The organism is Prosthecodimorpha hirschii, assembly GCF_001305515.1.
Lineage (GTDB): Bacteria > Pseudomonadota > Alphaproteobacteria > Rhizobiales > Ancalomicrobiaceae > Prosthecodimorpha > Prosthecodimorpha hirschii.
This window is the reverse complement of the sequence record NZ_LJYW01000001.1, coordinates 1,673,155-1,697,659: the sequence shown is the minus strand read 5'-3', so window position 1 is coordinate 1,697,659 and position 24,505 is coordinate 1,673,155. Positions and strand designations below refer to the sequence as shown.

At 69.7% G+C, this 24,505-nt stretch carries 26 protein-coding genes; 12 read left to right on the top strand and 14 right to left on the bottom strand.

The features are described from left to right. The first annotated feature begins 42 nt into the window (after nucleotides 1–42). Nucleotides 43–906, top strand: a complete 864-nt coding sequence (locus ABB55_RS07365; RefSeq protein WP_244471989.1) for a branched-chain amino acid aminotransferase — start codon at nucleotides 43–45, stop codon at nucleotides 904–906. An 84-nt stretch (nucleotides 907–990) separates the two neighbouring features. On the opposite strand, the gene ABB55_RS07360 is transcribed toward ABB55_RS07365, so the two are convergent. Beyond that, entirely contained in the window at nucleotides 991–1,677 is a 687-nt protein-coding gene (locus ABB55_RS07360; protein WP_152981959.1) for a thermonuclease family protein, read from the bottom strand. Nucleotides 1,678–2,041: 364 nt separating this feature from the next. On the opposite strand from ABB55_RS07360, the gene ABB55_RS07355 reads away from it, so the two are divergent. The 4 genes from ABB55_RS07355 to ABB55_RS07340 all read left to right on the top strand — a co-directional run bounded on the left by ABB55_RS07355 (nucleotide 2,042) and on the right by ABB55_RS07340 (nucleotide 4,692). Continuing rightward, a complete protein-coding gene (locus tag ABB55_RS07355) occupies nucleotides 2,042–2,641 on the top strand; it encodes a superoxide dismutase (RefSeq protein ID WP_054358230.1) in 600 nt (199 codons plus the stop codon). Between the two features lie 212 nt (nucleotides 2,642–2,853). Beyond that, the gene (locus ABB55_RS07350) at nucleotides 2,854–3,450 is read left to right on the top strand and encodes a response regulator (protein ID WP_160321183.1); all 597 of its coding nucleotides are present in this window, start codon (nucleotides 2,854–2,856) and stop codon (nucleotides 3,448–3,450) included. Nucleotides 3,451–3,517: 67 nt separating this feature from the next. After that, a complete protein-coding gene (locus ABB55_RS07345) occupies nucleotides 3,518–4,183 on the top strand; it encodes a Crp/Fnr family transcriptional regulator (protein WP_054361894.1) in 666 nt (221 codons plus the stop codon). 302 nt (nucleotides 4,184–4,485) lie between these two features. Beyond that, nucleotides 4,486–4,692 carry a YgaP family membrane protein gene (locus ABB55_RS07340; RefSeq protein WP_054358228.1) on the top strand — a complete coding sequence of 69 codons (207 nt, stop codon included), beginning with the start codon at nucleotides 4,486–4,488 and terminating at the stop codon, nucleotides 4,690–4,692. A gap of 63 nt (nucleotides 4,693–4,755) precedes the next feature. Here ABB55_RS07340 and ABB55_RS07335 read toward each other — a convergent pair whose 3' ends face one another. Then, a complete protein-coding gene (locus ABB55_RS07335; RefSeq protein ID WP_054358227.1) occupies nucleotides 4,756–6,855 on the bottom strand; it encodes a S9 family peptidase in 2,100 nt (699 codons plus the stop codon). A 513-nt stretch (nucleotides 6,856–7,368) separates the two neighbouring features. On the opposite strand from ABB55_RS07335, the gene ABB55_RS07330 reads away from it, so the two are divergent. Next, nucleotides 7,369–7,788, top strand: a complete 420-nt coding sequence (locus ABB55_RS07330) for a Ros/MucR family transcriptional regulator (RefSeq protein ID WP_054358226.1) — start codon at nucleotides 7,369–7,371, stop codon at nucleotides 7,786–7,788. 317 nt (nucleotides 7,789–8,105) lie between these two features. Beyond that, on the top strand, nucleotides 8,106–8,681 hold the full coding sequence (locus tag ABB55_RS07325) for a hypothetical protein (protein ID WP_054358225.1): 576 nt from the start codon (nucleotides 8,106–8,108) through the stop codon (nucleotides 8,679–8,681). Nucleotides 8,682–8,840: 159 nt separating this feature from the next. Here ABB55_RS07325 and ABB55_RS07320 read toward each other — a convergent pair whose 3' ends face one another. Continuing rightward, nucleotides 8,841–9,233 (bottom strand): DUF6477 family protein, encoded by a 393-nt coding sequence (locus ABB55_RS07320; RefSeq protein ID WP_244471988.1) that lies wholly within the window; start codon nucleotides 9,231–9,233, stop codon nucleotides 8,841–8,843. Between the two features lie 287 nt (nucleotides 9,234–9,520). Here ABB55_RS07320 and ABB55_RS07315 point away from each other — a divergent pair, with 287 nt between their 5' ends. Then, nucleotides 9,521–9,829 carry a helix-turn-helix domain-containing protein gene (locus ABB55_RS07315; protein ID WP_054358224.1) on the top strand — a complete coding sequence of 103 codons (309 nt, stop codon included), beginning with the start codon at nucleotides 9,521–9,523 and terminating at the stop codon, nucleotides 9,827–9,829. After that, a complete protein-coding gene (locus tag ABB55_RS07310; RefSeq protein WP_152981958.1) occupies nucleotides 9,829–10,617 on the top strand; it encodes a DUF6456 domain-containing protein in 789 nt (262 codons plus the stop codon). Before ABB55_RS07315 ends, ABB55_RS07310 begins: the two co-directional genes overlap by 1 nt. 21 nt (nucleotides 10,618–10,638) lie before the next feature. Here the strand turns inward: ABB55_RS07310 and ABB55_RS07305 are convergent, their stop codons facing one another. Together ABB55_RS07305 and ABB55_RS07300 are read right to left on the bottom strand one after the other, a co-directional pair. Further along, nucleotides 10,639–11,067, bottom strand: coding sequence for a SufE family protein (locus tag ABB55_RS07305; RefSeq protein ID WP_054358223.1), 429 nt, complete (start codon nucleotides 11,065–11,067; stop codon nucleotides 10,639–10,641). An 84-nt stretch (nucleotides 11,068–11,151) separates the two neighbouring features. Then, on the bottom strand, nucleotides 11,152–11,547 hold the full coding sequence (locus tag ABB55_RS07300; RefSeq protein ID WP_054358222.1) for a DUF5330 domain-containing protein: 396 nt from the start codon (nucleotides 11,545–11,547) through the stop codon (nucleotides 11,152–11,154). A 540-nt stretch (nucleotides 11,548–12,087) separates the two neighbouring features. On the opposite strand from ABB55_RS07300, the gene ABB55_RS07295 reads away from it, so the two are divergent. Beyond that, nucleotides 12,088–13,881, top strand: a complete 1,794-nt coding sequence (locus ABB55_RS07295; protein ID WP_152981957.1) for a sensor histidine kinase — start codon at nucleotides 12,088–12,090, stop codon at nucleotides 13,879–13,881. Beyond that, on the top strand, nucleotides 13,878–14,957 hold the full coding sequence (locus ABB55_RS07290; RefSeq protein WP_054358220.1) for a peptidoglycan-binding domain-containing protein: 1,080 nt from the start codon (nucleotides 13,878–13,880) through the stop codon (nucleotides 14,955–14,957). The genes ABB55_RS07295 and ABB55_RS07290 overlap by 4 nt, the downstream gene beginning before the upstream one ends. Nucleotides 14,958–15,294: 337 nt before the next feature. Here the strand turns inward: ABB55_RS07290 and ABB55_RS07285 are convergent, their stop codons facing one another. From ABB55_RS07285 to ygfZ, 4 genes are all read right to left on the bottom strand, one after another. Next, entirely contained in the window at nucleotides 15,295–16,956 is a 1,662-nt protein-coding gene (locus tag ABB55_RS07285; RefSeq protein WP_054358219.1) for a methyl-accepting chemotaxis protein, read from the bottom strand. A 202-nt stretch (nucleotides 16,957–17,158) separates the two neighbouring features. Further along, nucleotides 17,159–17,680, bottom strand: coding sequence for a tyrosine phosphatase family protein (locus tag ABB55_RS07280; protein ID WP_054358218.1), 522 nt, complete (start codon nucleotides 17,678–17,680; stop codon nucleotides 17,159–17,161). 21 nt (nucleotides 17,681–17,701) lie between these two features. Continuing rightward, nucleotides 17,702–18,328, bottom strand: a complete 627-nt coding sequence (locus ABB55_RS07275) for an HD domain-containing protein (protein ID WP_054358217.1) — start codon at nucleotides 18,326–18,328, stop codon at nucleotides 17,702–17,704. 133 nt (nucleotides 18,329–18,461) lie between these two features. Beyond that, nucleotides 18,462–19,331 (bottom strand): CAF17-like 4Fe-4S cluster assembly/insertion protein YgfZ, encoded by an 870-nt coding sequence (ygfZ, locus tag ABB55_RS07270; RefSeq protein ID WP_054361892.1) that lies wholly within the window; start codon nucleotides 19,329–19,331, stop codon nucleotides 18,462–18,464. Between the two features lie 170 nt (nucleotides 19,332–19,501). Here ygfZ and ABB55_RS07265 point away from each other — a divergent pair, with 170 nt between their 5' ends. Then, entirely contained in the window at nucleotides 19,502–20,836 is a 1,335-nt protein-coding gene (locus ABB55_RS07265; protein WP_054358216.1) for a dihydroorotase, read from the top strand. 336 nt (nucleotides 20,837–21,172) lie between these two features. Here ABB55_RS07265 and ABB55_RS07260 read toward each other — a convergent pair whose 3' ends face one another. From ABB55_RS07260 to ABB55_RS07240, 5 genes are all read right to left on the bottom strand, one after another. Further along, on the bottom strand, nucleotides 21,173–21,799 hold the full coding sequence (locus tag ABB55_RS07260) for a hypothetical protein (protein WP_054358215.1): 627 nt from the start codon (nucleotides 21,797–21,799) through the stop codon (nucleotides 21,173–21,175). Between the two features lie 223 nt (nucleotides 21,800–22,022). After that, nucleotides 22,023–22,418: an acyl-CoA thioesterase gene (locus ABB55_RS07255; RefSeq protein WP_054361891.1), complete on the bottom strand. Its 396-nt coding sequence runs from the start codon at nucleotides 22,416–22,418 to the stop codon at nucleotides 22,023–22,025. A 56-nt stretch (nucleotides 22,419–22,474) separates the two neighbouring features. Beyond that, a complete protein-coding gene (locus tag ABB55_RS07250) occupies nucleotides 22,475–23,110 on the bottom strand; it encodes a Uma2 family endonuclease (RefSeq protein WP_054358214.1) in 636 nt (211 codons plus the stop codon). A gap of 66 nt (nucleotides 23,111–23,176) precedes the next feature. Further along, complete coding sequence (locus tag ABB55_RS07245; RefSeq protein ID WP_244471987.1) at nucleotides 23,177–23,749, bottom strand: Uma2 family endonuclease; 573 nt, start codon at nucleotides 23,747–23,749, stop codon at nucleotides 23,177–23,179. A gap of 143 nt (nucleotides 23,750–23,892) precedes the next feature. Further along, entirely contained in the window at nucleotides 23,893–24,471 is a 579-nt protein-coding gene (locus tag ABB55_RS07240; RefSeq protein ID WP_054358212.1) for a Uma2 family endonuclease, read from the bottom strand. Nucleotides 24,472–24,505 lie beyond the last annotated feature (34 nt).

The following is a 24,505-nucleotide window of genomic DNA, read 5'->3' as shown; positions in this document are numbered from 1 at the left end:
TCGAATGCCGGTCCCGAACCAAAAGCAACGATGAGGACCGTCATGAGCGCAACCGCCGGCTTCTCCCGCACCTGGAACTGGATCGACGGCCAGTGGATCGAGGGCAATCCGGCCGTCATCGGTCCGCGCACCCATGCCGCCTGGCTTGGCTCCTCGGTGTTCGACGGCGCGCGTGCCTTCGAGGGCGTGGCGCCCGATCTCGACCGGCACTGCGAGCGGGTCAACCGGTCGGCCGTCGCGCTCGGCCTGAAGCCGACCATGCCGGCCGACGCCATCGAGGCTCTGGCGCGCGACGGCATCCGCCTCTTTGACGACGACACGGCGCTCTATATCCGGCCGATGTATTGGGCCGAGCAGGGCGGCTACATGTCGGTGCCGGCCGATCCGGATTCGACGCGCTTCTGCCTGTGCATCTACGAGACCCCGATGCCCGAGCCGACCGGCTTCTCGGTCACGCTGAGCCCGTTCCGCCGGCCGACCCGCGAGACCATGCCGCTCGACGCCAAGGCCGGCTGCCTCTATCCGAACAATGCCCGCGCCGCGCTGGAGGCCCGCGCGCGCGGCTTCGACAATGCGGTCGTCTGCGACATGCTCGGCAATGTCGCCGAACTGGCCACCGCGAACTTCTTCTATGCCAAGGACGGCGTCGTGTTCACGCCGGCGCCGAACGGCACCTTCCTGAACGGCATCACCCGCCAGCGGACGATCGAACTGCTTCGGCAGGCCGGAACCGAAGTGGTCGAGACCACGGTCCGCTACGACGATCTGAAGAAGGCCGACGAGCTCTTCTCCACGGGCAACTATTCCAAGGTCGTGCCGATCACCCGCATCGAGGATCGCGATCTTCAGCCCGGTCCGTTCTACGCCAAGGCGCGCCGTCTCTATTGGGAATTCGCCCACGCCTGAGGGGCGCGTCGGGCAGCGCATTCTGCAGCGTGCAGGCAAATGCCGCACCCGGGGCCGCAGGGCTTCGACACCGGGAGGCGGACCTTACAGCCCGTCCCGCTTGTCTTCGGGCAGGTCCATCAGGTTCCAGCCGCCGTTCCAGGCGCCGACATGGGCCTCCTGGGCGGCCGCAAGGGCGGTGCCGAAGCGGCCGATGGTCTCCGCGGTCGGTCGGGCCAGGCCGGCGCGGATCTGGCGCTCGGCGAGATCGGTGGCGCCCAGATAGCAGTCCGCCAGGATCGTTTCGCCCTCCGGTTCCGGCCGGTCGATGGCCGGAAAGCAGACCACGCGGTTGGAGCGCAGGAAGTTCGACATCACGGCGCGGCCCATCAGGCCGCAGGGGAATTTCAATCCGTCCTCGCCGAAGCAGACATCGCCGCGGCGGATGCCCTCGACGCCGGCCAACCGCACGCGCTGGCGCGGCGTGCGGAAGGTGATCGCGTCGACGACATCGTAGGGCGGTGCCAGGATGATCGGCGAACGGAAGCTGCCGGGCTCGTCCTCGGTGGGGCCGAGCACGTCGAACGGCTTGCCGTCGATGAGGCCGGCGGCCCAGCCGCCCGACCGGGTGCGGGTGCGGGCGCGGGCGTTCGCCTCGGGCGGGCGGCGCGGTGGGGCCGGATCGCTTGCCGGATCGACGATGTGGAGGCGGGGCAGGGCACTCTCGCCGCGCAGCGCGAAGATGACCGCGCCGACGATCAGGATGGCCGCCACCGTCCCGCCGGCCGCCATGCGCGCGATCCTGCGCTGCCGGTCTGCGGCGATGTCCGCCGGCGATCCGCCGTCGCCGCCGTCGCCGTCGCCGAACGGACCGGCCGTCTCCGTCGGGCGCGACCCGTCACCGCGAAGCGCATCCGGCGACGGCCAGGCCCCGGGGTTCGGGTGCCGGCGGATGGGGAGATCGGGAAGCTGTCGCTCGGTCGGGATGGTCATTCTGGAGACGTGTCGGGGTCGGATCGGGGACAACGGCGCGGGCAGGGCTGAAACGCGGCGGTCAGTGTTGCCGCTGACCCGTGTCCGACCTATGTTCCCCCGTCGAAACGGCTTTCTCGGGGCGGGACGGATCGTCCCGCTTCCCCTCATGAGGAGTATAGCGATGGCCTTCGAACTTCCCCCGCTGCCCTATGCCTACGATGCGCTCGGTCCGTACATGTCGGCTGAGACTCTAGAGTATCACCACGACAAGCACCACCTCGCCTATGTGAACAACGGCAACAACCTTCTCAAGGACTCCGGCCTGGAAGGCAAGTCGCTCGAGGAGATCGTCAAGGAGAGCTACGGCAAGAATGCCGGCCTCTTCAACAATGCCGGTCAGCACTTCAACCATATCCATTTCTGGAAGTGGATGAAGCCGAATGGCGGTGGCAAGAGCCTGCCGGGCAAGCTCCAGGCGAAGATCGATTCCGATCTCGGCGGCTACGACAAGTTCCGCACCGACTTCGTCCAGGCCGGCGTGACGCAGTTCGGTTCCGGCTGGGCCTGGCTGACGCTGAAGGACGGCAAGTTCGTCATCACCAAGACCCCGAACGGCGAGAATCCGCTGGTCCACGGCGGCGTGCCGCTGCTCGGCGTCGACGTGTGGGAGCACTCCTACTATATCGACTACCGCAACCTGCGCCCGAAGTACCTCGAGGCCTTCGTCGACAGCCTGATCAACTGGGACTATGTCCTGGAACTCTACGAAGCGGCGGTCTGACATCGCCAGGCCGCATGGGGCCGAGCGCGCGGCGATCGGGCCAACCCGGTCGCCGGCGCCCGTTCCGGGCCGGGCGGAGGCCGCAGACGCCGGCGCCCGCGCGGGTCCGAGGTCCTTCGCATTGTTGACGTACCGGAAAGGCTTTGTTCAGGTCCGCGCGCCATGCTGGCGCCGCCATGAACACCGTGCCTGAAGACTTCGCCGATCGACGCGTGGTTGTCGTCGACGACAATCGGAACTTCCAGCAAGTGATGCGCGTCATGCTGCGAAGCTTCGGCTTTCGCCGGATCGACGTGATCGCCGAGGCGGACCACTTCCTCGGGCATCTCGAACACCATCATGTCGATTTCGCCTTCGTCGATCTGGTCATGACCGGAACCGGCGGCTCCCGTCAGGCGGGGCTGTCGCTGATCCGCGCGGTGCGGCGCTCGCCGGTCGTCGTCAACCGCGCGATGCCGATGGTGCTGGTGACCGGCCATGCCAGCCGGGGCGTGATCGTCGCGTCGGTCGAAGCCGGGGCCGACCATGTTCTCGCCAAGCCGGTCAGCCCCCACACGGTGCTTGGTTGTCTCAAGGCCCTGAAGGGCAGCGAACGCAGCTACGGCCGCGGGGCGGACGGCTATTTCGGGCCCGATATCGCGGAGGCCCGTCAGCGGCTTGAACGGCGCCTGCGCCTCTCGGAAGGGCGTCGCCCGGAGGCTCCGCACGCCACGTCGCTGCCCGCACCGGCGGCGGGTTCGGGCCGGCCCTATCCGGTCCCTGGCTTCAACGTGCCGGTTCGCGACGAGTCGTCCCATTTCCTGGATTGATCGGTCCCGAGGCGACCGGACTTGACCGCCGCCGCGCGAGCCGGACATGGTGTCGCCGGGACCCGACATGACCGCTGCCGATTGGATCGAGCATTTTCCGCCGCTGGCCGCCCTCGGCCAGGAGCATCGCGATGCCGTCCTGGCGTCGGCGCATCCGGTGCGGCTGCCGGCGGAGATGCGCGTCTTCGACCCCGGCTCGCCCTGTTCCCAGTTCCTGCTCGTCGTCGACGGCTGCGTGCGCGTCCAGATGATCGCCGACACGGGGCGCGAACTGGTGCTCTACCGGGTCCGCCGCGGCGAGACCTGCGTGTTGACCACGTCGTGCCTGTTCGGCGGAGAGGTCTACCCTGCGGAAGGCATCGTCGAAACCGAGACCCGCGCCGTCGCCATCCCGCTGGCCCGCTTCCTCGCCCTGATCGCGGCGTCCGAGGGCTTCCGCCGGTTCGTCTTCGCCGGCTTCGGGCAGCGCCTCGCCGCCCTGCTGGCGACCGTGCAGGACACCGTCTTTCACAATCTCGACGGTCGGCTCGCCCGCGCCCTGATCGCGCGGGCCGGCGGCGGGCCGGTCGCCCTGACCCATCAGGCATTGGCCGCCGAGATCGGGACGGCGCGCGAGGTCGTCAGCCGGCACCTGAAGCAATTCGAGAAGGCCGGCCTGGTCCGGCTGGCACGCGGTCGGATCGAGATCGCCGATCCGGATCGCCTCGCCCTGCGGGCCGCCCGTACGGAATGATACCGACGGTCATGGAACGATCGTCGGTCTTCGAGACGCGAATTTCTCATGCCTCTGACACCTATGAGAAATTCGCGCTCTTTCAACGGCCCGATGCGTCCGCATCCTCGGCCGTTGGAATGATCCGGAGACCGCTTCGGTGACTGCGTCACGGACCCGGCCCCGGCTTTGGCGCATGGTGGCCGGGTCGGCGGTTGCGGCGCATGCGCGGCGCGGCCGGTCCGGCGGCACGATCGGAGCGGCGGAGCGCCCCCGGCCCGCATCGTCAAGTCGCCTTGCGCCAGCCCCTGAGGAGGGACGTCATGAATGCCAATGTTGGCGGTATCGACCGCATCCTGCGTATCGTCGCCGGTCTCGCGCTGCTCGCCTTCGCCTTTTTCGGACCGGCGGACCTGTCCTGGAAATGGGTCGGCTATATCGGCGTCGTCCCGCTTCTGACGGCTCTGATGGGCTGGTGCCCGGCCTACACGCTGATCGGCGTCAGCACCTGCCCGGCCAAGCGGGCCTGACCGGGCGCGGTCGCGGACGGCAGGCCGGGGCGCGGCGATCGTGCCCCGGCCTGCCGTCGTGTTTCACGCCCCTGCCAGACCGACGCACAGCAGCGCGAAGGCCTGGATCAGGGCGACCTCCTTCAGCCGGTCGAAGCGGCCGGCGGCGCCGCCATGGCCGGCATCCATGTTGGTCTTCAGGAGCAGCAGGTTGTCGTCGGTCTTGGTCGCCCGCAGCCGCGCGACCCATTTCGCCGGCTCCCAATAGGTAACCCGCGGGTCGGTCAGCCCCGCGAGCGCCAGGATCGCCGGATAGGGCTGGGCGGCGACATTGTCGTAGGGCGAATAGCCGAGGATGCGGTCATACGCCTCCGGATCGGCGATCGGGTTGCCCCATTCGGGCCATTCCGGCGGCGTCAGCGGCAGCGTCTCGTCGAGCATGGTGGCGAGCACGTCGACGAAGGGCACCTCGGCGACGATGGCCCCGAAGCGATCGCCCGCCCGGTTGGCGATCGCCCCCATCAGCATGCCGCCGGCCGAGCCGCCCTGGGCGACGATCCGTCCGCGGCTCGTGAACCGGCCGGCGATCAGCGCGTCGGCGGCGGCGACGAAGTCGTCGAACGTATTGGTCTTGAACGCGCGCCGGCCCTGGGCATACCAGCGGAAGCCCTTGTCCTTGCCGCCGCGGACATGGGCGATGGCATAGACGAAGCCGCGGTCGACCAGCGACAGCGCATTGGTCGAAAAGGCCGCCGGAATGGTGATGCCATAGGCGCCGTAGCCGTAGAGCAGCAGCGGCGCCGAACCGTCCAGCGGCGTATCCTTCAGATAGAGCAGGGAGACCGGCACCGTCTCGCCGTCGGCGGCCGGCGCCTGGATGCGACGGGTCACATAGCGCGCCGGATCGTGCCCGCTCGGCACCTCCTGCTCCTTGCGCAGCGTGCGTCGGCCGGTCGCCATGTCGTAGTCGTAGACCCGGGCGGGCGTGGTCATCGACGAATAGGTGAAGCGGATCTCGTCGGTGTCGAACTCGTAGCCGCCGGCCAGGCCGAGCGAATAGGCCTCCTCGTCGAAGGCGATCGGGGCCTCGGTCCCGGTGGCGAGCGTATGGACGATGATCCGCGGCAAGCCCTCGACCCGCTCCAGGCGGACGAGATGGCGGGCCAGGATCTGATGGGAGATCACGAGACGCCCGGGAACATGGGCGACGAGGTCGCGCCAATGGGCCCGATCCGGCGTCGCTTCCGGCGCGGTGACGATCTTGAAGTCCTCCGCGCCGTCGGCATTGGTGCGGATGTAGAAGCGCCCGTCGCCATGGTCGACATCGTATTCGACCGCGGTTTCCCGCGCGGCGACCAGCCGCGGCGCCTCGAGCGGGGCGTCGGCGTCGATCAGCCAGACCTCGGACGTCTCGTGGTCGTGCACGTCGATGACCAGATAGCGCCCCGACTGGGTGCGGCCGACGCCGATGAAGAAGCCCGGATCGCGCTCCTCGTAGACGACCACGTCCTCGCTCGCCGGTCGCCCGACCTGATGCCGGAAGACCTTGGCGGGGCGATGGTTCTCGTCGAGCCAGACATAGAACAGCGTCTTGCCGTCATTGGCCCAGGCCATGCCGCCGGTCTCGGGGATCGCGTCGGGGAGGTCGCTGCCGGTGGTGAGGTCGCGCAGCCGCAGCGTGAAATATTCCGAGCCCTTGTCGTCGGCCGACCAGGCCAGCCAGGCATGATCCGGCGAATGGCTGGCGGCGCCGAGCCGGAAATAGGCCTTGCCTTCGGCGAGCGCGTTGGCGTCGAGCAGGACCTGCTCCTCGCCGCCGTCGCGCGGCACGCGCACCACGCGCGGATGCTGCGCACCTTCAAGATAGCGCGTGCCGTAGGCCCAGGGACCGTCCTTGGTCGGAACCGAGGAATCGTCCTGCTTGATGCGGCCCTTGAGCTCGGCGAACAGCGTCGCCTGCAGCGCCTCGGTCTCCTTCAGGACCGCTTCCGTATAGGCATTCTCGGCGTCCAGATAGGCACGGATATCCGCCGGCAGGGCGCTCGGCGTCCGCATCACGTCCTGCCAGTTGTCGGCCCGCAGCCATTGATAGTCGTCGACCCGTTCCCGGCCGTGCCAGACGCTGACCGACGGTCGCTTTTCTGCCGGTCGCGGCGGCGTGACGGAACGGCCGGTATCTTTCATCTCGGGCATCTCCTTTGGCCGCCTGCCCGGCGGCCCTGTGGCGCCTCACATAGGCGTCCGGTGACTTGACGGCAATCCGGGTGCTGCGCGACCGTCCCGCCCAGGTGGAACCGCGACGCACGACCGGCACGCCAAAACGTGATGGCGCCGATCGGCAGAAGAGACTTTCGGAGCCCGATTCCGCACTGGATTCCTGGTGATTCCAGGAAGCCCCGGGAATGGGCTTGTCATGTATATATGCTTGCCGAGACGCAGGCAGTGACTCCCGGGTAACCAGCATCGACGCTGGCAGATGCGGACAATTGGCTTCATTTGCCGCGAAGAGGGTGATTGACATCTTGTTTTTCTAGCGTAGAGGTCATATACGGAGTTCGAAACAGTCCGGGTGATCGATTCACTTGAACCTTCTGCTCGGTTCCATGGTTGAATGCCCTAGTCGTGCGACGCAGGGGTGATTCAATCCAATCTACGGCGAATTGGCGTGGCCAATGATCCGCTCTCGACAGGTGAAAAATGAGCGAGACTTCTACCAGCGCAAATCTGATCGACTTGGCCGCCGACATTGTCTCGGCCTATGTCAGCAACAATACCGTTTCCTCGTCTGACCTGCCGGGGCTGATCGGAGAAGTCTACGCAGCCCTCCAGCGGACCTCCTCGGGCGTTGCTCCCGAGCCGATGCCGGAACCGCTGAAGCCGGCCGTTCCGGTCAAGAAGTCGGTCACGCCCGACTACATCGTCTGCCTTGAGGACGGCAAGAAGTTCAAGTCGCTGAAGCGCCATCTGCGCACGCAGTACAACATGACCCCGGAAGAGTATCGCGAGAAGTGGGGCCTGGCGGCCGACTATCCGATGGTCGCCCCGAACTACGCCCAGGCCCGCTCGGACCTCGCCAAGAAGATGGGCCTCGGCCAGCAGCGCCGCCGCTCGCGCTGAGCGCAACGCCGGCCCCGGGCCGAGATGAAGGACCGCCGCGGACACAAGTCCCGGCGGTCTTTTTCTTTTCGGATCGGCGCGCCATGCCGCTCAAGCCGCGGTTCGATCGGTGAAACGGCGGTGCCTGGCGGTGCGGCCGGGGCGGTTCTGTCGGCCCGGCCGGCCGGGGCGGTTGGATCGGTCCGCTGCCGCGGGCCGGCCGGTCGGAGCTCCGGCGGTACCCGATCCTGTTCCCCAGGGAACTGGCGACGAGGCGCCGCCGCGGCATTCTCGCTCCATCGCCTGAGCGCCCAGCGCGTCACGCCTTGGAGGACATCATGAACCGGATGCTTTCGACCGCTCTTCTCGCCGCCGCTGCGGCCCTGGCCCTGACGGGGGCCTCCGTCACGCCGAGCGCTGCGGCCTCGGATGTCGCCTGGAGCAGTCCGGCGGCCGGTTGCTCCGTTGCGGAAGGTCGGGATCTGGTCGAAATCTCCGGGCCGACGGTGCGCTTCATGCCCGGCAAGACGGGCGCCATTCGTCTGGTCTGCCCGATCTCCCATGTCCGCTTCGGCAATGCGGCCGGCGATGCCGCACAGCTCGGCGGGATGACCATCCGCTTCCAGGATTCGTCCGGCGCCGATCCGTCGGCCGTGTTGGCGGTCGAACTGGTGCGAACCGCGATCGCAACGGGGATCTCGACCGCGATCGGCGGGTTCAAATCCGACCAGATCGCCCTGACGCTGCCGGCCGGGGTCGAGCAGAACATCGCGCCCTCAAGCTTCCAGCTCGATTTTGCCGCGAATTTCTATCACGTCGACGTGATCCTGAAGCGCGGCACGCCCGACAAGGTGGTCTCCGTGACCGGTCTCGCTCTGACCTCGCCCTTCCTGCGGTTCACCCGCACCTTCTGACATCGTCTCGATCCCGGCGATGCGCCCCACATGTCCGCACTCGCCCCCATGATCGTGCTTGGGCGCACCGGTCCGCCGCACCGACCCGGTCCTCTCGTCCGCGCCCGGCGCCGGCGGCGGGCGTTTCGCCGAGGATGTGGCTGCGATCCGGCGGCGGAATCATCGCGGCGCGGGACCGTTTGCCGCAGGGCGATGACCGGTGCCACCCGAAGCCTCCGGCACCGCCTTGGGCTTGTCGGTGGCTGCCGTCATCGTCGTCGACAGGGCTGCCTTCTCCGCACGGTAGGCCGTGATCAGGGCGAGATGTCTGTCGAGGCTGTAGGTCCAATGACCGGCGCGGCCGCGGCTGCGTTCGCCGCGCAAGGCGCGGGCGAGCAGTTTCAGAACATGCAGCCGTGCTGCCCGGCCTGGATCGGCGAGCAGGTCCGGCCCGATCGGCAGCAGGCGCGGCAGGGCATGCTCGCGCTGGTATCGGTCGGCTTCGGTCGCAACAACCCTGGCAAGTGCCGCGCCGACCGATCCGCGCAACCTCGCTTCCAACTCCGTAGCCATTGTGAACTCCCGTTCTGGTGGCGGGATCGTTTCATGGCGGACGACGACCGAGGATAATATTCCTCGATATCCCCACCCTTGCTATCGGGAGGCGCTGCGCCCAAGAGCCCGTCGATGTTAAACAAAACATCAGTTAGTTATCCCCGGTTGCCCCCGCGCTCGCATAATTGACAGGTAAATATTCCTACAGTCAGAGGGTGTGGGGTGGCAGCATGATGCGGCATTCTCAACAGCGGGACAGTCGAGGGAGGGGATACCGGCGGCTCCCGGCCGATGGCTCGTGTCCGGTGCTGGTCGCATCCGTGGTTGCAGCCTTCGGGCTGACTCCGGGCGATCTGCGCCGGCCGAGCCGCGGCACGCCGCGCGCGGCCTTTGCCCGGCAGGTCGCCATGTATTGCGCCCATGTCTGGCTCGGACTGTCGATGACCGAGGTCGGACGGTTGTTCGAAAGGGATCGGACCACCGTCGCGCATGCCTGCCGGGTGGTCGAAGAGGCGCGTGAGGATCCGCGCGTCGATCGCGTGGTCGATGCCGTCGAATCGGCGCTCGCCAACTGGCGGGAGAGCCAGGGCCATCTGGTCGGGGAGGCGGCCTGATGGAAAAGCCGGAGAAGATTGCGCGTCTGCTGGCCTTTCTGGCCGCCGGACCGGCCGAGGCGGACGCCTCGGGCAGCCTGCGCCGGATCGGGGTGGCCGGGCTCGCCCGCCTGCGCGTCGACGCGGCGGATCTCGAGCGGTCGCTCCGGGATGGCCTGACCGCTCGTGTCGCCGACGGCACGATCGCCTTGACCGCCAGGGGACGGGACCGGGTGGCGGCGGCCGGCGGGCCTGCGGGCCGGCTGGTCGCACGCCGCCTCGACGGAGACGCAGCGGATGCGGCGGCGGTGCTGGTCAACGATGCCGAAAGCCCGCTGGCCTGGCTATTCCGCCGCCGCGGCGCGGACGGCGCACCCCTGGTGCCCGAGGCGGAGTTCCGCGCCGGCGAGCGCCTGCGCATCGAGTTCGCCCGCGCGGGCCTGATGCCGTCGGTGACATCGAACTGGCGCACCGGGCTGGCGTCGGCGGGCGGCGCCCGCGGCGGGCCGGCCGATGCCACGGACGCGGCCCTAGCGGCGCGGGATCGGGTCCGCAGGGCCCTCGACGCCGTCGGGCCGGAACTGTCCGGCATCCTCGTCGACGTCTGCTGCTTTCTGAAGGGCCTGGAGGCGGTGGAAGCCGAGCGGCGCTGGCCGGCCCGCTCGGCCAAGGTGGTGCTGCGGCTTGCGCTGGCGCGGCTCGCCGGCCACTACGACGGCCCGCGCCCCGAGGCCAGGCGATCGGCGCCGATGCGGCATTGGGGGGCTCCGGACTATCGGCCGGAGGTCAATGGCGGCACGGCCTCCTGAGGGACGGCCGGGGCGCCGGGCTCAGGCGGCGGCCGCCGCGGCGCGGGCATCGCGGCGGATGCGCTCGACCATCGAATTGACGCCGTTCGAACGCTGCGGCGTCAGATGCTCGCGCAGCGACAGGGACTTGAAGGTCGCCTCCGGATCGAGGCTGAGGATCTCGGTCGCGGTCCGGCCGGAGAACAGAGCCAGGATCACGGCGACCAGCCCCTTCACGATATGGGCATCGGAATCGCCCCGGAAGGTCAGAACCGGCACGCCGCCGTCCGGGCGTTCGATCGATGTCTCCAGCCAGACCTGGCTGGCGCAGCCGCGCACCTTGTTGGCCTCGTCATGGCCGCTCGGCGACATGGCCGGCAGCGCGCGGCCGAGCTCGATCAGGTAGCGGTAGCGCTCCTCCCAGTCGTCGATCGTCTCGAAGTCGAGGAGAATGTCGTCGATCGTCGCCAAGGCCGGCCTCACGCACGGGGTGGAAGTCCCCGCCACCATATAGGGCCTTGCCGGCCGTCGGGGAACCGTGACCGTCGGGCGAAATCAGGACGCGGCGAAGTGCGGCTGCAGATCGGTCGGCTTGCGCCGCGGGACCGGTCGCGGGGGCGGGAGGGAACCGGTCGCGGTCGCGTCCACGGCCGGGAACGGCCGGGCGGCGGCGGGCGTGGGCGAAGATGGGCCGAGGAAGCCGTAGATCCATTTCGCGCCCGTGCGCGCCTTGGCCTGAAACAGGTCGCCGAACTGTCCCGCCGTCGTGCAGGCCTCGGCGTTGCGGTCGCAGAAGCCGCGCGCATCGTCCCAGGCGGTCTTCATGAAGACCAGCGTGCCGATGGTCGACACCTCGCTGGCCTTGCCGGTCCGGGCCAGTTCGGCCGGATCGGCGGGAATCAGCATGATGCCGATCGTGACGACGATCGCCGTGCGGATCAGGAAACCCATGGTCCTCGTCCCTGGGGCCGGAAGAGCGGTGCCGGCCGCCGGTCGTCGCGCGATGCGAGCCCCGGAGCGGCTGGCGGCCCGCCCGTCTGGTTGGCGGCCGGATCGCGTGCCGGACGGGTCACGTCCTGCTCGACCGAGCCTTGTGATGGCGAGACGCGAACGGTTCGGATTGCCGGTCCGGATGGGGCCATCCGGTCCGGCCGATCCTCCGGCGTTCTCGACCGTGGCCGACCATAGCGCTGTCGGTTGAAGTCCACGTTCAGATGGTCCGGCGAAATCGAATAGAATTGTAGCGATCGGCCCGCGACCCGCCAGGGACCCGCCCGAGACCCGCCGGATGCCGGCCGGTCACCCGCCGTTAACCGTGACTGGCGAAAGGCCTTGTTGTCTTTTCAGGGTTTCCCGGCTTCCGGCTGCGCGGGGCCAACACCACCGGGCGCATTTAGGCGTTCCTTAAACGTGGCCTGCGAGGATTCCCCCTGTCGGCGATCCTCCCGTCGGCAAGCGTATCTGGTGACTGTGTTGCGCAAGCTCGACCTCATGCCGGCTCTCCGTCGCTTCGTCGATGGGCTCGTCCATGCCTCGGCGCAGGGCGACCCGACCGATCTGCACCGGCACCGGTCCTTCATCGCAGTCAATCTGTTCGGCGGGATGGCGGCACTGCTGGCCCTGCCGGTGCATCTGGTCGTGGCCGGTCCGGTCGGGGTGGTCCCCGCCGTGGCCCTGATCGGCCTTGCGGCGCCGGCTCCGATCGCCCTGGCGGTCTCCCATACCGGCCGCCTGGAACTCGGTCACGTGCTGCTCGCCCTGACGACGGCGGCGCTGGTCGGCTGGATCGCGCTGTTCACCGGCGGGCTCGCCTCGATCGCGCTGATCTGGCTGGCGGTGCTGCCGGTCGAGGCGGCGCTGTCCGGGTCGCGCCGGGTGGTGCATGCCGCGCTCGGCATCGGCTTCGTCGTGATCGCCCTGCTGGCGCTGGCCGGCGCGACCGATTCGCTGCCGCAGAGCGTGATCGCCGCCCATGGCGACCGGCTTCTGTTCGGCGTGACGGCCGCCGGTCTCGCCTATATGGCGATCCTGGCCTTCCGGCTCGATGCGCTCTACCGCAATGCCGACGTGGTCTCCCGCCAGCGCGAGGCGCAGTACCGGCTGATGGCCGACAATATCGGCGACATCGTCACGGGTCATGGCGCCAACGGCGATCTGGTCTTCGTGTCGCCGGCGGTGGAGCGCTCGCTCGGCCTGTCGGTCGCCGATGCGCTCGGCGACGGCCTGTTCCGCCGCGTTCATGTCGCCGATCGCCCCGCCTTCCTGACCGCGCTCGCCGATGCCGCCGCCGGCCTCGCCTCGACGGTCGAATTCCGCGCCCGCGCCGACGGTCCGGACGGCCAGAGCCGGCATGTCTGGCTGGAGATGCGCTGCCGGTCCGCGCAGTCCGGCGACGGCCTGCCGAGCCGGCTCCTGGTGGTCGGGGTCATGCGCGACGTGACCGAGCGCAAGAACCAGGAGGCCGAACTGCTGCGTGCCCGCGAGCAGGCCGAGAAGGCGTCGGAGGCCAAGACCCGGTTTCTGGCCAATGTCAGCCACGAATTGCGCACGCCGCTCAATGCGATCATCGGCTTCTCGGACCTGCTCGGCTCGGAGACCTTCGGCAAGCTGCCGGATCCGCGCCAGCGCGACTATGTCCGGCTGATCAACGAATCGGGTGCGCATCTTCTTCAGGTGGTCAACGACATCCTGGATATGTCCAAGATCGAATCGGGCGCCTTCGACGTGGTGCCGGAACCCTTCGACGTGCCGCTCCTGATCGAGGGCACCCGTCAGATGATGAGCCACCAGGCCGCGGCGCGCGGGCTCAGGATCGTCACGGCCATCGGGCTCGGCCTGCCGGAATTGCAAGCCGACCGGCGCGCCTGCAAGCAGATCCTGATCAATTTGTTGTCCAATGCAGTGAAGTTCACCAATGCCGGCGGCACGATCACGGTCGGCGCGCGGCGCGAGGGCGATCTCGTCGCCCTGTTCGTCCGCGACACCGGCATCGGCATCGCCGACGGCGATCTCGGCCGGCTCGGCACCCCCTTCGTGCAGGCCGACTGCGGCTACGACCGTCGCCACGAGGGGACCGGGCTCGGCCTGTCGGTGGTCAAGGGACTGGCCAGCCTGCATGGCGGTTCGATGCATATCCAGAGCCGGCTGGGCGAGGGCACCTGCGTCACCGTGCGCCTGCCGGTGACCTCCGAGATCGCCGCCGGGGATCGTCGGACCGCCGCCGTCGTCGTGCCGCTTTCGGCCGACAAGGATCAGGCTCAAGAACCGAGGCAGATGCGCGCATGAGCCGGGTCCAACTCGCCACCACCCCGCGCGGCCCCGTCGTCCACGGCCGCAGCCCCGCCCGACCCGCCGGCGCCCGTCCGGGGCCGGCGCGCGGCGGCGATGTCGAGGCGCGCCGCCGCTATGCCGACGACGATCGCGACGATGTCGCGCAGGGCCGGGACGGCGCCGATGCCGGCGGCTGGGACGACGGCCGCCCGCGCCCGGGCGGGCTGCCCTACCGGCTGGCCATCGCCGCGATGGCCAATCCGGTGCTGACCGGCGGAACGATTCTGTCGCTGGTCGCCGCGGTCGCCATCGTCACCAACGCCCTGTCCAACCAGACGCGCCGGCATCCGGCGCCGCTGTTCGAGACCCGTCCCTTCGCCGCCGCCCCGGCCACACCGACCCGGACGGCCGGCCTTGGCGGCGCCGGCCAGATCCCGGTACCCGTCCCGGCGCCCGCGGCAGCGCCGGCCCCGGCCGCCGCCCAGATCCCCGCGCCCGCCCACGGCACGGGGGCGGTCGACACCATGGCCACGGCCGCGGTGCCGCGCGCCAAGCCGCGGCTCGACGGCACGCAGCTGATCCGCGACGTTCAGGTCGCGCTGCGCGAACGCAATTTCTACAACGGCCCGATCGACGGCATTCCGGGACCGGCCACGGCCGATGCCATCCGCGTGTTCGAGCGGCTGGCCGGCCTGCCGGTGACCGGTGAGGCCAACGAGCGGGTGCTCAGCGCCGCCATGGTCGGCGCGCAAGGCCAGGGCAGCCCGGCCGGCGCTGCGACGGTCGCGAACAATCAGGGCCAGGGTCAGCGGATGGCCCCGATCCCGGTGCGGACGACCGCGGTCACGCCGCCGGCCCCGCTCGGCCGCTCGTCCGGTCCGGAGCCGCTGGCATCCGGCGGCGACGAGAAGCTGCAGCGGGTTCAGCGCGCCCTGAATGCGGCCGGCTACGGCCCCCTGCGCGGCGACGGCCGCATGGACGAGCGGACCCAGGACGCCATCCGCCGCTACGAGCTGGAACGGGGATGGCCGGTTACCGGCCGCGCCTCCGATCGCCTGGCACTCGATGTCATGATGCAGCCGCCCCGCTGACCCGCTGAACGGCGGCCGGCACGACCGGGTGCGGGTCCGAGGACGGACCCGTACGGCCCTTGGCGGTGCAGGGCTGGGCCGCGCTCTCTGTCCGAAATTCGATTGGCAGGATGGACCTCGGCGCGCGCGCCGCGGCCTGATCTTGAGCGCCGTGCCGGGCTATGTCATAGCCGAAGATCTCCCAATCCCTCCGTCCGGCCGAGAGGGCTGCGCCTCGCGGGTGCGGCGGCGCATGTCCGTGTCGTCGCCGGTTGGGAGCCGCGGCGGCGCGGCGGCCGTGAACCGGGGAGCGTCGGCGGGGCCGACGCCTGCGGCTCGGCCTCCGTCCGGTTCCCGGTCAGGCCGCGCGGATATCGGCCAGGAAGCGGCCGAGCGCCGATTCCAGAACGGCCGACTGGCGGTCGAGATCGGCGGAGGCGGCCGACAGCGCCTCGGCGCGGCCGGCGGTCTCCTGGGAGGCTTCGGTCACGGTCGAGATGCTGCCGGCGATCGCCTGGGCGCCGCGTGCCGTGGCGGAGATCGACTCCACGATCGACCCGGTGGCGGCCTGCTGGGCATGGGTGGCCTCGGAAATGCGCTGCGACAGGCTGTCGATGTCGCGGATCGACTGCGCCACGGTGGCGATGGAGCCGACCACATCCTCGGTCGCCGTCTGCACGGCGGCGATCTGGCGGGTGATGTCCTGCGTTGCCTGCGCCGTCTGGCCGGCCAGCGCCTTGACCTCGTTGGCCACCACGGCGAAGCCGCGGCCAGCCTCGCCGGCCCGTGCGGCTTCGATGGTCGCATTGAGGGCGAGCAGGTTGGTCTGGCCGGCGATGGCCTGGATCAGCGTCACCACGTCGCTGATCCGCTGCGCCGCCGTGCCGAGCGTGCCGGCCTGATCGGCCATGTGGCCGACCTCGCCGACGGCGCGCGCTGACATGACCGAAGACTCGGCCGTGAAGCCGGAAATCTCGCCGAGCGCCTGGCCCATACGGGCGGCCGCTTCGGAGACCGCGACCGTGCTGCGCGTCGCATCGGCGGCGGTGCTGTCGACCTGACTGGCCTCGTCGGCGGTCCGGCGCGCGATGCCCTGCATGGCGCCTGCACCGGCCTGGACGCGCCGGGCGGTGTCGCGCAGGGCGGTCGCGACACCGCTCAGCGATTGCTCCAGGCCCGCGGCCAGCGATGTGGTCAGGCGCTGCCGCTCCTCGGCCTGGGCGTGTTCGGCGCGGATCCGCTCCGCCTCGAGCGCCCGGCCGCGCACCATGGCATCGCGGAACACGCCGAGCGCCGTGGCCATGGTGCCGATCTCGTCGGCACGGGACCGATGCGGGATGGCCGTATCCAGGCGGCCCTCCGCCATCACCGCCATGGCGCCGGTAAGGTCCCCGAGCGGCCGCATCACGCGCCACGCGATCATGAACACGATCGCGATCACGGCCAGACCGGCTGCGATGGCGCCGCCGAGGACCACACGGCCGCCGGACAGAATCGCCCCGCGCATGGCTTCGATCTCGCCCGCGACGGCATTGTCGGAAGCCGCCATGGCCTCGTTGGCCTTCGCGGCGAAGCCATCCAGATCGTAGTTGAGGGCTTCGGTCAGGGCCGCGAACGGGGCCATGGCGTCGTTTCCGGCCTCGACGCCCTGATCGACATAGATGCGGGCCAGTTCGAGACCCTGTTCGTAATAGGCCTCGAAACTCTCCTTCAGATCGGCCGCGATCTTGGTCATGGCGGGCGAGCCGGCCGCCTTCACGGCGGCCTCGATCTCGACGATCTTGGTCCGGAACCGCGCCGCGGCCTGCGCCGCATGCGCAAAGCCGCCATCCAGTCCGGGCGCCGCGCGGGTCGCGGCGACCTCGGTCAGCCCCTCCCGGACCTGCACGACGGTCAATTGCAGGTCGCGCGCGATCAGGCCGATCGGCAGTTCGACACGGCGCAATTGCTGGAAATGGTCCTCGACGGCATCCGCCCGTCCGCTCAGGCCCCGGAAGGCAAACCAGGTCGAGGCGGTCATTGCGATCAGGCATATCAGTAGAATACCTGATAGCGAAAGAACGACGAAGCGGAGCGAGTGCAGGTTCCGGATCAGGCGCATAAGTTCCGTCCCTTGTGCGGAACCTCACAGTCGCACCGGAAACTATGAAAACCATTAAGGTTTGCCCGCACACATGCTGATGCGAGCGATTTGCGATATCCGACTTTCAAATGTTCGCAGGTCAGCCGCCCAGCTTGAGGGCGAGCGAGAACGGGTGCCCCTCGAAGGCCTCCCGGCCGCGGCCGATCGCCTCCACGGCCGAGACCATGCGCCCCTGGCGGCCGAGCAGGTCGTCGGCCAGCCGGACCAGGCGGATGTTCGGCGTCGCGGAGGGCGACCGCGTCCGGATGTCGCGGGCGATGTCCGCCTCGTCCGCCTCCGGATGCAGGCTGCACATGGCGATGAAGGCGCCGGCGGTCGACCGGCTGATGCCGGCCCAGCAGTGGATCACCATCGGTCTGGCGCGATCCCAATCGCCGACGAAGCGGAGCAGGTCCCGGACATGCTCCTCGCCGGGCGGCAGCAGGCCCTCGGTCGGCTCGGTGATGTCGTTGAAGCCGAGAAACAGGTGGTTTTCCGCCGCGATCCGTGCCGGGCGCTGAACCGGCGTGCCGGCATTGATCAGCGTCGCGACATGGCTGGCGCCGATCGCCTCGACGGTGCGGGCCAGCCGGTTGAGGGAGCAGACATGGATGGCCGGCATGAGTGGTGACCTCGGGTTCTGTCAGGCGTCCGCGGCCCCGGCCGGGGACGCCGCAAGGGCTTCCAGGGACCGGAACCGCTCCAGGAAACGGATCTGCGCCTCGGCGGTCGGCCAGGCGGCGAGCCCGAGGCGGGCCGGAAAGCCGCGCGGGCGGCCGAAGATACGGCCGGCCTCCTGTTCGGAAAAGCCGGCGAGTTCGATCGCCTCGAAATAGGCCGAGACCGTGTCGGCGGTCTTGGTCAGCTTGAGAAGAGTCGCAGGAAGACGCGCGGGCAGGCCGAAGCGCAGATGGATGGCGGTCTGCAGGCGCGCCTCGACCTCCTTGTAGGCGCCGCCCATGACCGCCTTGAAGGGCGAGATCATGTCGCCGATGACATATTCGGGCGCATCGTGCAGCAGCACGCCGAGCCGGTCGCGCGCCGGCAGGGCGGGTTCGAGGCGCAGCGCGATCTCCTCCACCAGCACGACATGCTGGGCGACCGAGAAGGCATGATCGCCCGCCGTCTGCCCGTTCCAGCGCGCCACCCGGGCGAGGCCGTGGGCGATGTCGGCGATCTCGACATCGAACGGGGAGGGGTCGAGCAGGTCGAGCCGGCGTCCGGACAGCATGCGCTGCCACGCGCGGGGGGCTTTGGTGGGGGGCGGCATGGGCGGTCGGGTCTCCTCCGATCCGTCCATAAACGAGTCGCGCGCCGAGGGCACGGGGCGAAGGGCGTTGCCGGCCGATATGGCCGGATCGCCGGCCGATGTCGCCGTCTGTCGTCGCCGTCCGTCGCCGCCGTCAGTCGGCCGCCGGGGCCGGCCAGGTGAAGCGGGCATAGCCGGGCAGGGCGACCGAAATGCTGGTATCGCCGGCGGTGACCGGCTGGCCGGCATCGATCGCCTCGCGCACGCGGTCGATGCGCAGCAGCGCCAGGCCGGCGGTCCCGGCATGGGCGCCGAGCGTGCCGGCCGTCTTGCCGCCGGCGACGATCTCGGTGCCGGCCGGCGGCAGGGCGCGGTCGCCCTCGACCTGCACGATGCGGCGGCGCGCGGGGCCGCGATGCTTCATGCGGCTGACCACCTCCTGGCCGACATAGCAGCCCTTGGCGAAATCGACCCCGCCGAGATCGTCCATGTTGGCGTCGTGCGGGAAGGCGTCGCCATAGGCGAAGTCGAGCCCGCCCTCGGGCACGCCGAGCGCGATCCGGCGCGCCCGGAACGCCTCCGCGGTCACGGCCGTCACGCCGTCCGCGGCAAGCCAGTCCGCCACCGCATCCGCCGGCACGATCGCCCGCGCGCCGAGCGCGGCGAGGCGCGGATCGGCATAGGCGGTGCCGGGCAGGCCTGCCGGGACGCCGCCCTGCAGCGCCAGGACGCGGAGGTCAGGGCGCTCGGCAATGTCGACCTTCGCACGCAGCCTGTAGAATTTGAGACGCTTGGCGAGATCCGGCGCGAGCGAGACGGGCGTTTCGATCAGATAGCCTTCCGGCACCGCGACGACGAAGAAATCGAACAGGATCTTGCCCTGCGGGGTCAGGAGCGCCCCGAAGGCGGCCGCGCCGGGCTGAAGCGTCTCGACATTGCAGGTGACGAGGCCCTGCAGAAAGCCGGCGGCTTCCGGCCCCGACACCGACAGAACGGCGCGATCGGTCAATTCGGCACACTCGATCGGCATCGGCTCTGTCCTCGTCATTCCGCCCCGGGATCAAGCATCTAGGGACGCGGTGGGCTCCCGGCAAGCCGGGCGCTTCCCCTGGCGGCGCCGGGCGGTTATGACCTCGTCCATGCAAGCGGCGGACCCATTGGCCTCCGCCTCGTATCCGCCTCACAGGAGCTCCCATGCCCGAGACCTTCGATCTCGTTCTCGCCGGCGGCACGGTCGTCAACCATGACGGCGAAGGCCCGCGCGACATCGGCATCCGCGGCGGCCGGATCGCGGCGATCGGCGCGCTCGCCGGGGCCGCGGCGGGCGAGACGATCGATTGCCGGGGCTTGCATCTCCTGCCCGGCGTGATCGACAGCCAGGTGCATTTCCGCGAGCCCGGCGGCGAGCACAAGGAAGACCTGGAGTCCGGCTCGCGCGCGGCCGTGCTCGGCGGCGTCACGGCCGTGTTCGAGATGCCGAACACCAACCCGCTGACCACCTCGCCGGAAGCGCTGGCCGACAAGATCCGGCGCGGCCGGCACCGGATGCACTGCGATTTCGCCTTCTGGGTCGGCGGCACGCACGAGAATGCCCGCGACGTGGCCGAGCTGGAGCGCCTGCCGGGCGCGGCCGGCATCAAGGTGTTCATGGGCGCCTCGACCGGCAATCTCCTGGTCAAGGACGATGCCGGCGTGACCGAGATCCTGAAACGGACGCGCCGCCGCGCCGCCTTCCATTCGGAGGACGAGTACCGGATGGAGGAGCGCCGCGGCCTGCGCGTGCCCGGCGATCCGTCGTCGCATCCGGTCTGGCGCGACGCGGTGGCGGCGCTGCGCTGCACCGAGCGGCTGGTCGGCATCGCTCGGGCGACCGGCGCGCGCATCCATGTGCTGCACATCTCGACCGCGGACGAGATGCGCTATCTCGCCGCCCACAAGGACTGGGCCTCCTGCGAGGTCACCCCGCACCATCTGACGCTCTCCGCCGACGACTATGCCCGCATCGGCACGCGGCTGCAGATGAACCCGCCGGTGCGCGACAAGGCGCATCAGGCCGGCATCTGGTGGGGCGTCGAGCAGGGCATCGCCGACATTCTCGGTTCCGACCACGCCCCGCATACCCTCGACGAGAAGGCCAAGCCCTATCCGGATTCGCCCTCCGGCATGCCGGGCGTGCAGACCCTGGTGCCGGTGATGCTCGATCACGTCGCCAAGGGCCGCCTGTCGCTCGCCCGCTTCGTCGACATGACCAGCCACGGCCCGCAGCGTCTGTTCGGCCTGGCCGGCAAGGGGCGGCTGGCGGTCGGCTGGGACGCCGACGTGACCGTCGTCGACCTGAAGCGGACCGAGACCATCACGGATGCCTGGTCGGCCTCGCGCGCGGCCTGGACGCCCTATGACGGCATGTCGGTGACCGGCTGGCCGGTCGGCACCATCGTGCGCGGCCGGCGCGTGATGTGGGACAACGAGATCGTCACGCCTGCGACCGGCGAGCCCTGCCGCTTCGCCGAATGCCTGCCGGTGGGGTGAGGTCCGGTCGGCGGCCCGTTGCTCTCAGGTCGTTGAAAAGACAGTCGTATCGCGATCAGAGGCGGGCAGTTTCAACTCTGTCATCCCCGGGCTTGTCCCGGGGATCCAGACTTTTCAAAGGTTTGCTCTTCGCACTGGATCCCCGGGACAAGCCCGGGGATGACAGAATGATACCAACGGCCCAGGATGCTGACGCATCGGGTCGTTGAAGTAACGCGAATTTCTCATTTGCGTCAGAGGCATGAGAAATTCGCGTATCGAATACCGACGATCATTCCATGACCGTCGGTATGGCGGGTTCTGAATGTTTGCAGCAGCCCGATAGCGCCGGCGGCATCAATCGGTCAGCTTGAAATAGTGCCAGGTGCCGTCCGGGCCGATGCCGACGCTGTAGAAGGTGTATTTGCCGGCATTCTTCATCTCGTCGAAATCCGACGAGGTGACGATCTTGTAGAGCTCGACCTTCTCGCCCGGGCTCAGCTTGTCGAGCGGCAGGACCGCGAAGGCCGGCCAGATATACATTTCCTGCGCCGTGCCGGCGCCTTTTAGGGCCCAGCCGGCCTCCAGCACGTCGGTCAGGATGGCCAGGACTTCGAGCCCCTCGCCGTCGCCGGACTGCGATTTCAGATAATCGATCGGATCGCCGACCTCGTTGACCGACAGGCTCGGCGGCGTCTCGTTGCGCTGCATGACGGCGCGCAGGCTGCCGAGATCGCCCGAATAGGCGGCGTCCAGGATCGCCTGCCGGGTCTTGGCGACCAGCGGAGGCAGGCCGGTCGCGCCCTTGCCGAGCTTCGGCTCGGCGACGGCATTGGCGGCCTTGCCGGGCGGATCGACCGGCTTGGTCGGCACGGTGATGCGCTCGGTCTCGACCTTGCGCGGCGCCGCCGCCTCCGCGCCGGTCGCGCGCCAGGGCATCGCGGCGATCGCCAGCAGGGCGAGAGCGGGAAGGATACGGATCATGCGATGTCTCCAGGCCGACCGGCGCGCCCGACCATAGCCCATCCGGTGGCCGGATTCCCGCCTCCCTGCAGCAACGGTCGGGCCAAATTTCGGCCGCGCCGAAACCCGGTATCGCGGAGCCCCGAGGCAGGCCGAGGATCACTGCCCATTGCCCACTGCCCATTGCCCACTGCCAATCGGCGACTGTCCTCCGCCCGGCTTCCTTCGCCAGGGGGGCGGGCGCTCAGAGCGGCGGGACGGGGCGCGGCCGGCCGTCGTCGTCGATGGCGACGAAGGTGAAGGTGGCGTCGGTGACCTTCTCGCGGCCGTCGGTGCGGAACCGCCGCGCCCAGGCCTCGATATGGATCTTCATCGAGGTCCGGCCGACCTTCTCGACCTCCGTGTAGACGCAGAGCACGTCGCCGACCTTGACCGGCCGGATGAAGGTCATCGCATCGACCGCGATGGTGACGACGCGGCCGCGCGCCCGCTGGACACCCGCAATGCCGCCGGCCACGTCCATCTGGCTCATCACCCAGCCGCCGAAGATGTCGCCATTCGCATTGGTGTCGGCCGGCATCGCGATGGTGCGCACGGTCAGTTCGCCGCGCGGCTGCTCGGGCTCGGGCAGGGGCGGCATACGGGCGGGCGCGGCGGCGGGCATCGCGTCGGTCAAGGCGAGGTCCTCATTCGGTTTCAGGGGGCGGCTTCGCGGTCGGTCTCAAGGGCAGGGGTCAGGCCAAGTTCGGCCAGCGTCACGGCGAGGGCCGGCACCCGGACCGGCACCAGCCGCTCGGCCGGGCCGAGATCGCGGACATCCGCATAGCCTTCCGCGCCGAGCCGGCGGTGGATGCGGGTGACGAGCGTCGCCGCATCGACGACCCAGACCTCCGGCACGCCGAAAGCGGCATAGAGCCCGATCTTGCGGCCGAGATCATAGGCGAGGCTGGAGGCGGCGACCTCGACGGCGAGGAACAGATCGCTGGCGGCGACCGGGGCCGGGGCGGCCGTGCTGCGCACGACGCAGAAATCCGGCTCGAGGAAGGACTGTGCGTCGAGGCGCACCGTCGTCTCGACCAGCACGTCGAACGCCGGCCCCGCCTCGATCTGAAAATGCCGATTGAGCTTGCGCTTGACCCATTCGTGCAGGGTGCCCTTCGGCGACATCGGCACCATCTCCCCGCCGATCAGCTCGAACCGCTCGTCCGCCCCGACGATGCCGGCCGCCACCATCGCCTCGACCTCCTCGACCGTGAAGGCGCGCCGCTCCATCCCGTCGGCGGCGCGGGTCGTGCGGGGCTCATTCGCTGTCGGGCGGACGGCGTGGTTCATGGGCGTTCGCGCGATCGCGTTCGGGCTTCTTCGGCGGAAGGCATCGCGTCGGTCATGGCGGGAGCCTCATTCCGGATCGGGGGCGGGGTCGCGGGCGGGGGTGAGGCCGAGTTCGGCCAGCGTCACGGCGAGCGCCGGCGCCCGGACCGGCACCAGCCGCTCGGCCGGGCCGAGATCGCGGACATCCGCATAGCCCTCCGCGCCGAGCCGGCGGTGGATGCGGGTGACGAGCGTCGCGGCATCGACGACCCAGACCTCCGGCACGCCGAAGGCGGCATAGAGCCCGATCTTGCGGCCGAGATCATAGGCGAGGCTGGAGGCGGCGACCTCGACGGCGAGGCGCACGCGCGAGCCGTCGAGTTTCGTCAGATCCAGCGCACGATCGAACACGCAGAAATCCGGCTCGATGAAGTTCAACCGGTCCAGCCGCAACGTCGTCTCGGGCGCCACGGACACATCCTTCGGGGCCATGACCTGGAACCAGCGGTTCAGCTCGATCTTGACCATCTCGTGTCGGGCGCCCTTCGGCGACATCGGCACCATCTCCCCGCCGATCAGCTCGAACCGCTCGTCCTCGCCGACGATGCCGGCCGCCACCATCGCCTCGACCTCCTCGACCGTGAAGGCGCGTCGCTCCATCCCGTCGGCGGCGCGGGTCGTGCGGGGCTCATTCGCGGTCGGGCGGACGGCGTGGTTCATGGGGCGAAGGATAGCACGGGGGCGGGGGGCGGCAAGGATTGGGGAAGGGGCGGATGGAGGAGGGATGGGGAGGGGCGCCGCCGTCAGGCGGGCAGGCGCAGAGCGGCCGGGCGCAGCGCGAAGGCGGCGGCGCGGGTCGGCACGATCATGGCGTCGGCGGCATGGATCGCGACCGAGCGGTAGCCGTCCGGCCCGGGATCCGTGTGGACATGCACGGCGAGCGTCCAGGCCTCGACGACCCAGAGTTCGGCGATGCCGAAGCGGGCATAGACGGCGGCCTTGCGGCCGAGGTCGTAGCCGAGCGAGCTGTCGGCGATCTCGACCGCCAGAAGCGCCGTCTCCGGCCCGAGCCCGTCGATCCCGGCCGCGAAGGGGAAGATCACGAAATCCGGTTCCAGATAGCTGTCCGGCGACAGGCGGACCGTGGTCCCTTGTGCGACCAGCCTGTCGTCCGGACAAAGGCGCCCCCAATGCAGGTTGAGCGCGATCTTGACCGTCTCGTGGCGGCTGTCCTTCGGCGACATCGGGATCAACTCCCCGTCGATCAGCTCGATCCGCTCGTCCTCGGCCAGGATCCCGGCCCGCACCATCGCCTCCACCTCCGCCACCGTAAAGGCACGGCGCGGCAGACCATCGGCAGCGATCAGGGTCCGGGCGTTCATGGGGGAAAGGATAGCACGGGGGCGGGGGGCGGCA